The sequence below is a fragment of the Larkinella humicola genome, assembly GCF_008727875.1.
Lineage (GTDB): Bacteria > Bacteroidota > Bacteroidia > Cytophagales > Spirosomataceae > Larkinella > Larkinella humicola.
In genome coordinates this window covers 1257631-1272855 of the sequence record NZ_VTWS01000001.1, presented here as the reverse complement: position 1 = coordinate 1272855, position 15225 = coordinate 1257631, and the positions used below count along the sequence as shown (strand labels likewise).

The following is a 15225-nucleotide window of genomic DNA, read 5'->3' as shown; positions in this document are numbered from 1 at the left end:
GAACCGTGCTAAAAGGAGCGGGTGTTCGTCCGGGCGACGGAGGCCCGCTCTTTCGTTTTCTTACAATTTTGGGCGGGGAAGAAAGGTGAAATTTGTCCGATCAAACCAACACAACCATGACACAATCCACCTCCCCTTCGATTCTTATTACGGGTGCCACCGGCACGATTGGTTCCGAACTCGCCACTCAACTTTCCGCCAAAGGCATCCCATTCCGCGCCCTGGTGCGTTCTCTGGAAAATGCCAAAACGCTGGCGCAACTCGACGGTGCCGAACTGGTGGTCGGCGACTTGAACGATCCCGAAAGCCTGGTTCGCGCATTGGACGGTATCGAACGGGTTTTTCTGCTCACCAACTCTTCGGAACAGGCGGAAACACTGCAAATGAACTTCGTTGCAGTGGCGCAACAAACTGGTGTAAAGCATCTTGTAAAACTTTCCCAGTTTGCCGCCGACCTTCATTCGCCCGTCCGGTTTTTGCGATACCATGCCGCCGTCGAGCAAAAAATCCGTGAATCCGGGCTGGCGTTCACCTTTCTCCGACCGAATCTGTTCATGCAGGCCCTGCTGGGTTTTCGTGATTCCATCGTGAACCAGGGGAAATTCTTTGCCACGGCAGGAGATGCCCGAATTAGCCTCGTTGACATCCGAGACATTGCCGCCGTGGTCGTCAAAGCCTTAACCATGCCGGGCCACGAAGGCAAAACGTACGATCTGACCGGCCCCGAAGCGTTGACGCATCAGCAGATGGCGGCTCACTTTTCCGACGTCCTCGACCGACCGGTTCTTTACATCGATGTGCCGCCCGCCCATTTGCGGCAGGCGTTGCTCTCCGTGGGTTTTCCCGAATGGCAGGCCGACGGGTTGATTGAAGACTACGCCCATTATTCCCGCGGGGAAGCTTCGGCGGTTTCTTCGGCCATTCAGGAGGTGACGGGTAAGCCGCCCCGCGATTTCAAAAGTTTTGTGCGTGATTACACGGCGGTTTTTTCCTGATAGAGCCTACGGCAACGCAAAGGCGACGTAACTATCGCCCTTTTTCGTCCCCAGCTTGGTGCCGCCACAGGCGATGACGATGTATTGTTTGCCGTTCACTTCGTACGTGCTGGGCGTCGCATACCCAGCCGCCGGGAGTTCGGTTTGCCACAAAACCGCCCCGGTTTTTTTGTCGATGACCCGGAACATGCCGTCTTTGCTGGCGGCAATGAACAGCAAACCGCTGGCCGTAACGACGGGGCCACCGTAGCTCTCGGCCCCGGTTTGTGGAATGCCTTTGGCGGTCAATTCTTTCAATTCGCCGAACGGTTTTTGCCAGAGGTGTTCACCCGTGTTGAGGTCGATGGCGGTCAGCGTTCCCCAGGGCGGGCGGATGGCGGGGTAGCCATTGCTGTCGAGAAATTTGGTGTAGCCATTGAATTTATAGGGGACATACGGTTCCTTTTTGCCGGGTTTCGCGGAGGTTGCTTCTACCTTTTCATCACCGAACAGGAAGGCCGTCAGTGCCTGTTTTTCGGATTCGGAAAACCGCGTAAAACCAGGCATCATGCCTTTGCCGGAGGTGATGAGTTTACTGACAAACTCCCGGTCCCGGCGTTGCCCGATGTTGACCAGCGACGGATAACCACTGGTCGGATTGCCTTTGCGGTCCGGCCGGTGGCAAACCGCACAGTTGAGCGTATACAGCTTCTCGCCCGGACTCAGGTGGGCCAGTTCTTCGTCTTTCGGCGTATCGCGCAGACTCAGCACCCAGGCCATTTCATTGGCATTCACGTACATAATGCCGTCCGGATCGACGGCGGCACCGCCCCATTCGCCCCCGCCGTCCAGCCCCGGATAAACGAGCGCCGGGGTTTTGCCGAGTGGTTGGTACGGGCCGACTTTGGAACGTCGGTAGGTTGCCAGCAACGAATCCCGGTTTTCGGCGAGTGGGCTTAAATCCGCTTCGGAAATGGTCTGCCGGGAAAAAGGTGCCGGTTTGGTTGGAACGGGCTGCGTCGGCCAGGTGTATTCATCGGGCAAGGATGATTTCGGATAGGGCGTTTCCTTGATCGGGAAGAGCGGTTTTCCGGTTACGCGGTCAAAAACAAAAACGTGTCCGGTTTTGGTGATCTGCGCGACGGCATCGACGGTTTTGCCCTGACTTTTAACGGTAATCAGATTGGGCGGAGCGGGCAGGTCGCGGTCCCAGATGTCGTGGTGAACAAACTGGTAATGCCAGATGCGTTTCCCGGTTTTGGCGTCCAGGGCCAGCAGGCAATTGGCAAACAGGTTCTGGCCTTTGCGGTTGCCGCCGTAAAAGTCGAAAGCCGCCGAGCCGGTCGGAACATACACAATGCCGCGCTGGCGATCGATGGCCATGCCTGACCAGTTGTTGGCTCCGCCGATGTTGGTATTTTTATAGGCGTCCTTCGGCCAGGTTTCGTAGCCGAATTCGCCGGGGTTCGGAATCGTCCGGAAAACCCAGGCGATTTTTCCGGTTTTCACATTAAAAGCCTGAATGTAGCCCAGGGCTGCATCCGAGCCTTCGGAGAGCCGCAACGGCATAATGATGACGTCGCCAAAGATCGTTCCGGGTGTATTGGAGATGACAAACTTATCGGCAGCGGTGGGACCAAGTCCGGCTTTCAGGCTGGCTTTCCCATCCGTACCAAAGCTGGGAATCAGAACGCCCGTTCGGGCATCGACGGCGCAGAGGTTGGAGCCGGAAGCGAAGAGAATGCGCTTGTCGTCGTTGTTACTCCAGTAGGTGACACCCCGGGTGGTGTTGACTCCGCCCTTGTTGGCTTCTTTATACCGCCACTTTTCCTGTCCCGTTGCCGCATCGAGCGCAAACACCTGACAGGAAGCCGTGATGCCGTATAACGTTCCGTCGACAATGATGGCGTTACACTGCACCTGCCCCGAATCTTTGGAATGATATTCCCACGCAATTTGTAACTTACCGACGTTGGAAGCGTTAATCTGGTCGAGTGGCGAGTAATGGTTCCGGTCGGGACCGCCGAGGTATTCGGGCCATTCGCGGGAGGAAGCGGGTGGTTGGAGGGCGTTGGAGAAGAACCGGGCCGCGGTCAACGAAGCCGCCAGCACAACAGCCGCAGGGAATAAAAAACGTTTCATTCGGTTTAGGAAAGCACGATTCGTGCTATTGATTTTTTAGGATGACAAAAAAGCCACCAGTTACCCGTAAAACGGTTCGGAAATATACAACTTCATCGACACTCCTGACGCTAATTCATGAATAATTCGCCCATTACCACTTCCATCTTCGATTTGTTTAAAGTCGGCCCCGGCCCGTCGAGTTCGCACACGATTGGTCCGATGAAGGCGGCTTATGATTTTCTGGAGCGGTTGCGGCACCTTCCCGAGGCCACTGGAGAATCCGCGGATTCGATTCATGTTCATCTATATGGGTCACTGAGTGCAACCGGCAAAGGCCACGGCACCGACCGCGCGATTGTGGCCGGTTTGCTGGGCTGGCAACCCGAATCGACCGACCCGGTGGCCTTGATGGCGATGTTGAAAGAGCCAGCGGTGACGTATCCGGTGGTGGTGGGAAACCGGACGTTTGACCTGGGTGCGGAACACATCCATTTTGAGCGCAAAAAGTACGAGTCGCCATTTGCCAATACCGTCGTATTCAAGCTGGTGGCGAATGGAAACGGGCTTTATGAGGAGGAATATTACTCCATCGGGGGCGGTTTTATTCTCCGGAAAGGCGAAGAAGCCGTCGATCAATCTGCCATCCAGTTGCCGTATAAGTATCAGACGATGAAGGAATTGAAAACCCGTTTGGCGGACCATCAACTGACGCTGGAGCAACTGATGCTGGCGAACGAAACCGCCGTAACGGGCCGTTCGACCAAAGAGATCAACCTGCGGATCGACCATCTTCTGGACTTCATGCACAAGGCCGTCCGGCGGGGCCTGCGGCATACCGGCACCTTGCCGGGTTCAATCAAACTGCGACGGAAAGCACCGGTTTTGTTTCAGCAGGCGCGGGGTTTGGCACAGTCGTCGGATAGTTTTCTGATCTTTTTGAACTCGTATTGCCTGGCGGCTTCGGAAGAAAACGCGGCTGGCGGCATTGTCGTGACTGCCCCGACGTCCGGCGCATCGGGCGTGATTCCGGGATTGACCTATCTGGCCAAACACCATTTTCATTATAGCAAGGAAACCCTCCGGGCGGGCATGTGGGCCGCAGCCGCTGTCGGTTTTCTGGTGAAACACAACGCCAGTATTTCGGGGGCCGAAATGGGTTGCATGGGCGAAATTGGCACGGCGTCGGCGATGGGAGCGGCTTTTCTGACCCAATGCGCCGGGCATTCCATTGAAGCCATCGAAGCGGCCGCCGAAATCGGCATCGAGCACCACCTCGGCATGACCTGCGACCCGATTGGCGGGTACGTCCAGATTCCGTGCATCGAGCGCAACGCGATGGGCGCGGTCAAAGCTTACAATGCCTTTTTGCTGGCCACCGCCGGAACGCCCGCCAACCAGAAAATCTCGCTGGATGCCGTCATCAAAGTCATGAAAGCCACCGGACGCGACATGTCCACCAAATACAAGGAAACCTCAGAAGCCGGCCTGGCACTCAGCGCCACCGAATGCTAACCCAAACCCCCCGAAGCCTGAAAGGCTTTCATCACTAGCCCCGGCGGTAGGCCGGGGGAGGCATGGTCATGAGTAGGATCGGAATTCGGGGAGGGGTTGTTGTGTGTGATGCGAGATTCCGTCCCTCCGCGATTCCCGGGCATACCGCCCCGGTTCCCCGGTATATGATCCCGATTCCCCCGGGATATCGCCCCGGTTTCCCCCGGCATATCGCCCCGGTTCCCCCGGCGTATTCCCCCGATTACCCCCGTCGTATTCCCCCGGCCCCCCCGGCCTACCGCCGGGGCTAGTGATTAAAGCCTTTCAGGCTTCTGGGGGGGGCGAAGTTGGATTCTGCTCCTCAAACAACCGGTTCGGACCTCCAAAAACCGTACTCTGCAATTTTCTTTTTACATTACCAGCCTTATGATGGACCTTCGCGGTGCATGAATCCGAAAACGGCTTACCGGTTAACCTCCCGCCAGATTGCTCAACTCGCTTTGAGCGTGCTGGTGATCTATTACCCCATTTTGTTGTACGTCAACCTGCCGGAACGAAACTGGCCGTTTCTGGTGCAATCCCTGCCGTTTCTATTGGGGCAGGGTGTGGTGACGTTTGCGATCTACTACGTCTGGATTTACATCACGGAAATCATTCTGGATCGGACGTCCATCCGCTTTGGCGAGGAGTTTCTGGTCGATTTCAAGTTGCCGATGCAGGTGCTGGCATTGTTGCTGGCCATTACCGCCGGGCTGGTGTTGAATCTGGCGGGTGATCAGGCCCGGCACCAACTGGTCCGGTACATTCCGCGACCGGAAGTGGGCAGCCACCGGCCGGCTTCAAAGCGGCAATCAACAGACGAACCGCCCAACCGGCCACACCGCTGGGAGTTTTTCGAGCGATCTAACAACGGTTTGTCCATCGTGATCATGCTGTCGATCTTCTATTTGTCGGCCAATCGCCGGGCCAACCGACGGCTAAAAGACATTCAGATTCGCGCGGAGCGGCTGGAGAAAGAAGCGGTTTTGACCCAGTTTGCGGCTTTGAAAAACCAGATCAGCCCGCACTTTCTGTTCAACAGCCTGAGCATTCTTTCGTCGCTGGTTCATGTCGATGCCGATTTGTCGGAGCAGTTTATCGACCAGCTTTCGCGGGCCTACCGGTATATTCTGGAGCAAAAAGACAACGACAAAGTACGGCTGAAAACCGAACTGGATTTCATTCGATCCTACACTTTTTTGCTCAAAATCCGCTTTGAAGACAGTTTCGACGTCCTGATCGACATTCCTGAAAAGACCGTCGATCAGTATTGCATCGCGCCATTGACCTTGCAACTGCTGGTCGAAAATGCGGTGAAACACAACCGGATGACGCCCGAAATGCCGCAGCAGGTTTGGATCAAAACCGAGGGCGAGTACCTCGTGGTTTCGAACCGGATTCAGCCGCGCGAGCAACTGGAACACTCGACGGGGGTGGGCTTACAGAACATCATCAACCGCTACGCGCTCCTGACCGACCAACCCGTGTGGGTGGGTGAGCAGGACGGCGCCTTCGTGGTTAAAATTCCGCTTATCGCATGAAGGTAGTTATTCTGGAAGACGAAAGACTGACGGCCCAGCGGCTGGAAAGCCTGCTGCATCGCTACGATCCCGAAATCAGGGTGCTGGCTACATTGCCATCGGTCGAAAAAGCTGTGGCCTGGTTTAGTCAACCCCAGCCGGAAAAACCGGATCTGGTGTTTATGGACATCCATTTGCAGGACGGTCTGGCGTTTCGGGTCATCGAGCAGGTGAAGCTTACGACGCCGATTATCTTCACGACGGCTTTCGATGAGTATGTGATTCAGGCCTTTAAGGTCAATAGCATCGATTATCTGCTGAAACCACTGAGTTACGACGAACTGGTTGCCGCCATTACCAAGTATAAAAAACTGAAGGAGCAGTTCGCACAACCTTCGTCGGCACCACCGGCTACTCCGATGGTAGCACCGGATATGGACGCCCTGGTTCGGATGCTGGGGGCATTCAAGGAAACAACCTACAAAGACCGCTTCATGATTACTGTCGGATCGAAAATCCGGAGTGTGGAAACGAGCGAAATTGCGTATTTTTTTCTCGACGAACGCATGGCATTTCTGGTAACCAAAGACGGTGCAACCCTGCCCGTCGATTACAGCCTGGACAAGTTAACGACGCTGCTCAACCCCAAACAATTCTTTCGGATCAGTCGGCAATTTCTGGTGACCTTGCCCGCCATTCACACGATTCACACCTATTCGGCCGGAAAGTGGCGGCTCGACCTGCAACCCAAATCCCGGCTGGAAGCATTCGTCAGCGGAGACCGGATTGCAGATTTAAAAGAATGGCTGGGGAAATAGACGGATTTTCGAATTAGATTTAGTCGGCATTCTGCACCGAAAACCGCCGATTCAGCGCCCGAAAATCCCGGTTTTGCAACATTCTTTTTCGTAAGGAGTTCCCGAAGGCAACCTTTGCAACCTGCTACGACAACGCAGGTCTATCATGAAAACCAAAGGATTTACGTCATCCATTCGCCCGGCCCTCCTCGCCGTTTTTCTCTTCACCAGTCTCTCGGCTGCCATAGCCCAGTTTGGCCCTCCCGGGGGCGGTCCTCCGGGTGGTAGCTTCGGCGGTCAGGACGACAAGAAGAAGAAAGAATTTAACGGTGTCGCCGAGGATGCGCCCAAGGGCAATGGTAAAATATCCGGTATCCTGATTGACTCGACCTCCGGCAAACCGGTCGAGTTCGCCACCATCGCGCTGATCAATCCCACCACCAACAAGCCCATCGACGGAACGACTTCGGACGAAAAAGGGAAGTTCTCGCTAACCAAACTCGCTCCCGGTCAATACCGCCTTCAGTACTCTTTCATTGGCTACAAAAATACGGATTCCAAAACGATCACCATCGCCAAAGGCACGGAGTTAAATGTGGGAAATGTGCAACTTCAGCCCGATGTTCGCCAGTTGAACGAAGTGGTCATTACCGGACAGGCTCCCATGATTGAAGAGAAAGTGGACCGGCTGGTATACAATGCCGACAAAGACGTCACGACCAAAGGCGGTGACGCCACCGATGTGCTGAAACGGGTTCCAATGCTGTCGGTGGATCTGGACGGTAACGTGAGTCTGCGGGGTAGCCAGAATATCCGGGTGCTGATCAACAACAAACCGTCGACCATCGTTGCCAGCAGCGTTGCCGATGCGCTGAAGCAATTACCCGCCGACATGATCAAATCCGTGGAGGTGATCACCAGCCCGTCGGCCAAGTACGATGCCGAGGGAGCCGCCGGGATCATCAACATTGTGACCAAGAAGAATACGCTGCACGGTTTGACGCTGAACGTCGACGCCGGAGCCGGAATTCGCGGTTCGAATCTGGGATTGAACGGGTCGTATCGGCAGGGAAAACTGGGCATTAGCCTGGGCGGTTTTGGCCGGGCCTTCTACAACCGGGCGTCGTCGAGCCTCGATCAAACAACGCTGATCGGTGGCGTTCCGATGCGAACCAGCCAGCAGGCTACGGCTTTCGATAAACCGCTTTTCGGACAATATACGCTGGGTTTAGACTACGATCTGGCTAAAAACCAGTCTTTGACGGCGAATATTCGCTACGGTACCCGCAATTTCGTTCAGGAACAGAACCAGTTGACCAGCACGTATTTCGGGGATTCGTTGCAGGGCAAAACCAACCGCGATGTCGACCGGAAAGATTTATCGAACTCGGTGGATATCAACCTGGATTACATCCGCACGTTCAAACCGCAGCAGGAGTGGAGCATTTCGACGCAATACAGCCGCACCGGTCTGGTGAATAATTTTTATGCCGACTTGCTCAATAATGGCGGAGAATTGACGGCCCGTCAACGGAACCTGAATAACAACACCAACCAGGAAATCACCCTCCAAACCGACTACCAAACGCCGATTCAGAAGAATCAGTTGCTTGAATTTGGTGCGAAAGTGATTATGCGTCAGGTCGATAGCCGCTATCAGTATCAGGTGGGCGGCACCACCGGCGACTTGGTTTTTGACCCGACCAACCCATCCGGTTCACTCAATTATTCACAAAACATCGGAGCCGGTTACGTGTCGTACACCTACGTGACGCCTACAAAATATACCTTCAAAGTCGGGACACGCTACGAACACACCGGCATCACGGCCACCAGCAACGAAACGACGCCCCTGGCCATTCCGAGTTACAGCAACCTGGTGCCGAGCATCAACGTATCAAAGAGTTTGAAGGGGGGAGCAACGGTCAAAGCCGCCTACAACCGCCGGATTCAGCGGCCCGGTTTGCAGCAGTTGAACCCGAACCCCAACGCGGCCAATCCGCAGAACATCAGCGTCGGAAATCCAACTCTGCGGCCGGAATTGACGGACAACGTGGAACTGAGCATCAGCTCGACCATCAAGAAATCATACCTGAATGCCGCCCTGTTCGGACGTCTGACCAACAACGCCCTGACGCAAATCCGGCTGCCATCGGATACGCTGGCGGGGAGCATCATCACGACGTTTCAGAACATTGGGGTGCAGCGGACTTTCGGAGCCAACCTGTTTTTCAACACCAATCTGACGTCTAAATGGAGCATCAACGGTGGACTGGACGGTTATTTTGTCTACATGCAGGGGATGACGGCCGGAGTCGACGGACGCTCGCAGCAGATTAGTAATCAGGGCTTAAGCATCGGTGGCCGGCTGATGTCGCAGTGGACGCTCAACAAAGGCTGGGGCGTTCAGGGGTTTGGGTTCTACCGCAGTCCACAGCCGCAGTTGCAGGGAACGATGGGCGGGATGTACATGTATTCGCTGGGCGTGAAAAAGGATTTTGCCAACAAGCGCGGCAGCATTGGGCTGGCGGCTGAAAACTTTCTGGGGAATGGGGTAACCATGCGTACAACGCTCGACTCGCCCCTGCTTTCCCAGACCAGTGTCATGAATCTGTACAACCAGAATGTGAAGGTAACGTTCTCCTACCGCATCGGAAAAATGACGTTTGAAGAGAAAAAGAAGAAGAGCAAGTCGGTCAATAACGACGATGTAAAGGGCGAAATGAATTAATTTTCTGAATAAAAGTGCATTTGGACTCACTTGCTGAACAGGCGGGTGAGTCCATTATTATGTACAGGGTTTCCATAATTCTGTACGAAAAGCGGGAAATGAATCGCCGATCTTTGTAATGTAAAAAATTGACCACGCTGGTTTTCAGGTTATTGATGGAAGACCGCTTTTTGATCCTGCTGAGGATGACTTGTTTACCAAATTTAACGAATCTACCCATGAAATCACTAAAAATAGGGATGGCAATTATGCTATTGCTAGCGTCATTTCTGTCGCAGGCAGCCATCAAAAATGCCGTAACCGAACAGGTAAAAATCCCGGGTGACTGCTCCCAGTGCAAAGAGGGCATTGAAGCGGCCGCTTTTCAGAAAAACACCTCAGAAGCAAGCTGGGATGTAAGTACGAAAGTGGCCTCCATTACCTATGATCCGAAGAAGACGTCGGTGGATGCCATCCTGAAAAAAATGGCCCTGGCGGGCTACGACAATCAACAGTATTTGGCACCTGACGATGCTTTTGCCAAACTGCCGGACTGTTGCCGGACTGCCCGGGCTGGTAAAAAAGACGCACTGGTTGCCAAAAATGCACCTGCTCATCAACCGGAGTCGGTACCGGTCTCTCCAGTCGAAACGGCTGGTTCTGATCCTTTGAAACCGGTTCTGGCAGCGTATTTCTCGGTGAAAGACGCCCTGGTCAATTCGGACGGAAAGGCCGCTTCAACCCAGGCTGCCGTTCTGGTGAAGGCTATCAAAGCGGTGAAAATGGGGCAGTTGAGTGCGGAGCAACACACCGTCTGGATGAAGGTGATGAACGACCTCGGTCTGGACGCGGAACACATCGAGGAAACCAAAGAGGTAGGTCACCAGAGAGACCATTTTACCTCGCTTTCCGAAAATATGTACAAACTCATTAAGGCCGGAAAACCGTCGGAAACGGTTTATTACCAGCATTGCCCCATGTTTAATGACGGAAAAGGGGCCAACTGGCTGAGCAAAATCCCGGCAGTCAAAAATCCCTATTACGGCGCACAGATGCTGAGCTGTGGTAAAACGACCGAAACCATCAAATAAAATCCGGGCTGTTCCAATTCCATCATACTGCTGCGAATGAGCGACGACACGTGGAATTGGAACGCCCTTTTCTTTCCTCCTTTACAGAAAACACACGATGGATTTTGGTAAAAGTCTGGCTGAAAGGCTGCTTCTCGCTTTCAGCCTGTTTCTGCTTGCCTTTCGCCCGGCACCGGCTCAAAAAGTAGTGCGGTACGACCTGTACGTGAAGGATACAACCGTCAATTTTACCGGGAAACTCAAAAGGGCCATTGCCGTGAACGGGCAAATCCCGATGCCGACGCTCACCTTCACCGAGGGTGACACGGCCGAAATTTACGTGCACAACGAGTTGAATGAAGAGACGTCCCTGCACTGGCACGGGCTGTTTTTGCCCAACCGGTACGACGGTGTTCCCAATCTGACCCAAATGCCGATCAAGCCCTACACGACTCATTTGTACCGGTTTCCCATTATTCAGAGCGGCACCCACTGGTACCACAGCCATACCGGTTTGCAGGAACAACTTGGTATGTATGGTTCCCTGATTCTTCATAAGAAAAAAGAGCCGGTTATTCCCACGGTTCCGGTCATGCTGAGTGAGTGGACGGATATGAACCCCAAAAATATTCACCGGCTGCTGCACAATGCCAGTGATTGGTTTGCCATCAAAAAGGGAACGACACAAAGCTATTCGGAAGCGATCAGGCAGGGCTATTTGAAGACAAAAGTCGTCAACGAGTGGAAGCGGATGAACGCCATGGACGTCAGCGATGTCTATTATTCCCAATTTTTGATTAATGGAAAAAACGAAAGCCAGCTGTCGCAATTCAAAGCCGGTGACCGGGTGCGTTTGCGGATTTCGAACGGGGGAGCCTCCACGTATTTCTGGCTTACCTATGCGGGGGGGAAAATGACGGTGGTAGCCAACGATGGCAACGAGGTGGAGCCCGTGGAAGTCGACCGGTTGATTATTGCCGTTTCCGAAACCTACGACGTCATCGTTACCATTCCGGCGGGAAATGCCGACGCCCGCCCAACGGCCTATGAATTCCTGGTGACTTCCGAAGACCGGACCCGCTCGGCTTCGTTGTACCTCGGTGAGGGCGTGAAACAACTCGCATCGCCCCTGCCGAAATTACACTATTTCGAGGGGATGAAGATGATGAATGGCATGATGAAAATGAACGGTAATCTGGATGATAGGGGTATGAACATGAGCCTCAACCAGATGGATATGAACGTGGTCATGTATCCGGAAATTACCGGGCCTGTCAACGGGAAAACGACACTAATGGGTGGGATTAGCCCGGAAAATGAACATGCCCATCAGAACCGGTACAACAGCAATGCGTTGTCGGCGATTACCACCCTGAATTATGCCATGCTCAAATCGCCGGTTAAAACGTCACTCCCTAAAAATGCACCGACAAAAGAGCTGCGGTTTGTGCTGACGGGAAACATGAACCGGTACGTCTGGAGTCTGGATAACCGGGTGGTGTCTGAAACGGACAAAATCCTGATTCAGAAAGGGGAAACGGTTCGGATGGTGATTTACAACAATTCCATGATGCGCCACCCGATGCACCTGCATGGCCATGATTTCAGAGTGCTTAATGGGCAGGGGGAACAGGCTCCGCTGAAAAACGTCATCGACATCATGCCGATGGAAACCGACACCCTCGAATTTGCCGCCACCGAAAGTGGTGACTGGTTTTTCCATTGTCATATTCTCTACCACATGATGAGCGGAATGGGCCGGGTTTTTTCCTACGAAAATTCTCCTCCCAATCCGGAAATTCCCAACCCGAAACGAGCCCGGCGCAAGTTATTTGCCGACGACCGGGCGTTTCATTTCATGGCCGAAAACGATTTTGCCACCAACGGAAACGATGGGCAGGCGATGCTGCAAAATACCCGCTGGAGTGTTGGCACCGAATGGCGACTGGGCTATAACGACCATCATGGCTATGAAACCGAAACCCACATCGGACGCTATCTGGGCAAAATGCAGTGGTTGATGCCCTTCATCGGTTTCGACTGGCGGTATCGAAAAATGGGGATGGACGAAGTCGAGCGCAATCTGTTCGGCCAGCAAAATACCAAAGACAAACGAGCGGTTTTCAGTGCCGGGATTAACTACACCCTGCCGATGCTGGTGGTAGCCCAGGCTGAGGTTTTCACCGACGGCAATGTCCGCTTGCAACTGGAACGGATGGATATTCCGGTTTCCAAACGCCTGCGAATGAGTCTGATGGCAAACACCGATAAAGAATATATGGCCGGATTTCGGTATATTCTCACGAAAAACAGTGGCGTATCAGCCCATTACGACAGCGATATGGGATTTGGCGTAGGATTCACTCTGAATTATTGACCGCGGGCAGGGCTTTCATAAACCGTAAGAAGATGGAACATCATCACGAGCATCATCACGACATACAAGAGGAAACGGTTTTGCATGCACATTCCGCCAAACCCACGGACGACCATGCCGGTCATGACAAACACGCTGGTCACCACACCGGCGATTTCCTGAAGCGTTTTTGGTTATGTCTGGTCGTTACCGTTCCCGTCCTTTTGTTGTCGCCCATGATCCAGCACTGGGCAGGATTCCACTGGCGCTTTCCCGGAGATACGTATGTGCTCATGGTCCTGAGCAGCTTCCTGTATTTTTATGGCGGATGGCCTTTTCTGACGGGCTTGGTCGGGGAGCTCAAAAACAAAAACCTGGGGATGATGACGCTGGTGGCCGTAGCGATAACGACGGCTTACGGATACAGTGTGGCGGTGGTTTTTGGCCTGGAAGGCATGGATTTCTTTTGGGAGCTGGCTACCCTGATCGACATCATGTTGCTTGGGCACTTGCTGGAAATGAAATCCCAGATGGCGGCTTCACGCGCGCTGGAATCCCTGGTGGCATTGTTGCCTTCAATCGTCCATGTGGAGCGAGGTAATCAGGTAATAGACATTGCCTTGAAAGAACTGCGCAACGGCGATGTGTTGCTGGTAAAACCGGGGGAAAAGATCCCGGCCGATGGGCTGATTCTGGAAGGGACTTCATATGTGAATGAAAGTATGCTGACCGGTGAAAGTGTTCCGGTGCAGAAACAGAAAGCGGATAAGGTCATCGGCGGGGGAATCAATACGGATGGGGTTCTGAAAATCCAGGTTACCGGTGCCGGTGATGATACGTATTTACAAAAAGTAATTAAAATGGTCAGGAATGCGCAGGGAGCCAAATCGACTACCCAGAATCTGGCCGACACGGTAGCGAAGTGGCTTACGTTGATTTCCATCAGTGTCGGCATTCTGACGTTTGTCGTTTGGTACACGGGTGGTCAAAGTCTGGCCTTTGCGCTGGAACGCATGGTAACGGTGATGGTAACCTCCTGCCCACATGCATTGGGTGTTGCGATTCCGCTGGTTATCGCGGTTTCAACCACCCTTTCGGCCACACACGGGCTCCTGATTCGAAACCGCACGGCGTTTGAAAATGCCCGGAATCTTACCACGATCATCTTCGATAAAACCGGGACATTGACCAAAGGGTCTCATGAAGTTCAAGCGATCATCGTGCAAGACAAACTGTTTTCGGAGGACCAGATCCTTCAATTTGCCGCAGCGATCCAGCAAAACTCCGAACACCACATCGCGCACGGGGTGATCCGAAAACTGAAAGAAAAGAAGCTGGGCCTATGGCCCTCAACCGATTTTACTTACCTGCCGGGTGTCGGGGTGACGGGAATTGTGAACAAAAAAAAGGTAATGGCGGTCGGCCCCAATTATTTTAAACAGGAAAACCAGCCCGTCCCCACCATTCCCGATCAGGTCGATCAGGCGACTGATACTGTCAATTTTATTTTAATTGACGGAAAGCTCGCCGGTCTGATCACGTTGGCCGATAGTCTCCGGGAAAATGCGGCCGCATCCGTGGCGGCCTTAAAAAAAATGAATATCAAAACCTTCTTGTTGACGGGTGACAACGAGAAAATTGCGGAAGCCATCAGTAAAAAGCTACAGATGGACGGGTATCTAGCGAATGTTTTACCGCATGAAAAGCAGGACAAAGTCAGGGCATTTCAGGAGAATGGAGAGGTGGTTGCCATGACCGGCGACGGGGTGAATGATGCGCCGGCACTGGCACAGGCCGATGTGGGCATTGCCATTGGCTCCGGTACGGATGTAGCCGCCGAAACCGCCGATATTATTCTGGTCAACAGCGATCCGATGGATGTGGTGCAGATGATCACTTTTGGGCGGGCAACGTACCGGAAGATGGTGCAAAACATGGCCTGGGCCGTTGGCTATAACGTAATAGCTATTCCTTTAGCCGCAGGTGTTCTGTATCCAAGGTTTATGCTTAGCCCGGCGATGGGAGCCATTCTGATGAGTGCATCTACCATTGTTGTTGCCATTAATGCCAAGCTGTTGCGAGTACAATAGGCACTAAAGGGCTGTCGCTGGGGCTGGACAGAAAGAGAAATTCATTCCAAAGGT

Annotated in this window: 9 protein-coding genes; 8 read left to right on the top strand and 1 reads right to left on the bottom strand. The window is 53.5% G+C overall.

Going from position 1 to position 15225, the window contains the following annotated elements; all coding sequences use genetic code 11:
* Window positions 1-116: 116 nt before the first annotated feature.
* On the top strand, window positions 117-995 hold the full coding sequence (locus F0P93_RS05470; RefSeq protein ID WP_150875264.1) for an SDR family oxidoreductase: 879 nt from the start codon (window positions 117-119) through the stop codon (window positions 993-995).
* Window positions 996-1001: 6 nt separating this feature from the next.
* Here F0P93_RS05470 and F0P93_RS05465 read toward each other — a convergent pair whose 3' ends face one another.
* On the bottom strand, window positions 1002-3116 hold the full coding sequence (locus tag F0P93_RS05465; RefSeq protein ID WP_150875263.1) for an outer membrane protein assembly factor BamB family protein: 2115 nt from the start codon (window positions 3114-3116) through the stop codon (window positions 1002-1004).
* Between the two features lie 117 nt (window positions 3117-3233).
* Here F0P93_RS05465 and F0P93_RS05460 point away from each other — a divergent pair, with 117 nt between their 5' ends.
* From F0P93_RS05460 to F0P93_RS05430, 7 genes are all read left to right on the top strand, one after another.
* Entirely contained in the window at window positions 3234-4610 is a 1377-nt protein-coding gene (locus tag F0P93_RS05460) for an L-serine ammonia-lyase (RefSeq protein ID WP_150875262.1), read from the top strand.
* 425 nt (window positions 4611-5035) lie between these two features.
* The gene (locus F0P93_RS05455; RefSeq protein ID WP_150875261.1) at window positions 5036-6169 is read left to right on the top strand and encodes a sensor histidine kinase; all 1134 of its coding nucleotides are present in this window, start codon (window positions 5036-5038) and stop codon (window positions 6167-6169) included.
* The gene (locus tag F0P93_RS05450; RefSeq protein ID WP_150875260.1) at window positions 6166-6966 is read left to right on the top strand and encodes a LytR/AlgR family response regulator transcription factor; all 801 of its coding nucleotides are present in this window, start codon (window positions 6166-6168) and stop codon (window positions 6964-6966) included. The genes F0P93_RS05455 and F0P93_RS05450 overlap by 4 nt, the downstream gene beginning before the upstream one ends.
* 145 nt (window positions 6967-7111) lie before the next feature.
* Entirely contained in the window at window positions 7112-9676 is a 2565-nt protein-coding gene (locus tag F0P93_RS05445; protein WP_150875259.1) for a TonB-dependent receptor, read from the top strand.
* Between the two features lie 218 nt (window positions 9677-9894).
* A complete protein-coding gene (locus F0P93_RS05440; RefSeq protein ID WP_150875258.1) occupies window positions 9895-10746 on the top strand; it encodes a DUF3347 domain-containing protein in 852 nt (283 codons plus the stop codon).
* Window positions 10747-10843: 97 nt separating this feature from the next.
* Window positions 10844-13102: a multicopper oxidase domain-containing protein gene (locus tag F0P93_RS05435; RefSeq protein WP_150875257.1), complete on the top strand. Its 2259-nt coding sequence runs from the start codon at window positions 10844-10846 to the stop codon at window positions 13100-13102.
* A 32-nt stretch (window positions 13103-13134) separates the two neighbouring features.
* Window positions 13135-15171, top strand: coding sequence for a copper-translocating P-type ATPase (locus tag F0P93_RS05430; RefSeq protein WP_150875256.1), 2037 nt, complete (start codon window positions 13135-13137; stop codon window positions 15169-15171).
* Window positions 15172-15225: the final 54 nt, after the last annotated feature.

Bases quoted from the DNA above. Each gene is read 5' to 3' on its own strand.
- F0P93_RS05470 (WP_150875264.1), top strand. From the start codon at position 117: ATGACACAATCCACCTCCCCTTCGATTCTTATTACGGGTGCCACCGGC.
- F0P93_RS05465 (WP_150875263.1), bottom strand. From the start codon at position 3,116: ATGAAACGTTTTTTATTCCCTGCGGCTGTTGTGCTGGCGGCTTCGTTG.
- F0P93_RS05460 (WP_150875262.1), top strand. From the start codon at position 3,234: ATGAATAATTCGCCCATTACCACTTCCATCTTCGATTTGTTTAAAGTC.
- F0P93_RS05455 (WP_150875261.1), top strand. From the start codon at position 5,036: ATGAATCCGAAAACGGCTTACCGGTTAACCTCCCGCCAGATTGCTCAA.
- F0P93_RS05450 (WP_150875260.1), top strand. From the start codon at position 6,166: ATGAAGGTAGTTATTCTGGAAGACGAAAGACTGACGGCCCAGCGGCTG.
- F0P93_RS05445 (WP_150875259.1), top strand. From the start codon at position 7,112: ATGAAAACCAAAGGATTTACGTCATCCATTCGCCCGGCCCTCCTCGCC.
- F0P93_RS05440 (WP_150875258.1), top strand. From the start codon at position 9,895: ATGAAATCACTAAAAATAGGGATGGCAATTATGCTATTGCTAGCGTCA.
- F0P93_RS05435 (WP_150875257.1), top strand. From the start codon at position 10,844: ATGGATTTTGGTAAAAGTCTGGCTGAAAGGCTGCTTCTCGCTTTCAGC.
- F0P93_RS05430 (WP_150875256.1), top strand. From the start codon at position 13,135: ATGGAACATCATCACGAGCATCATCACGACATACAAGAGGAAACGGTT.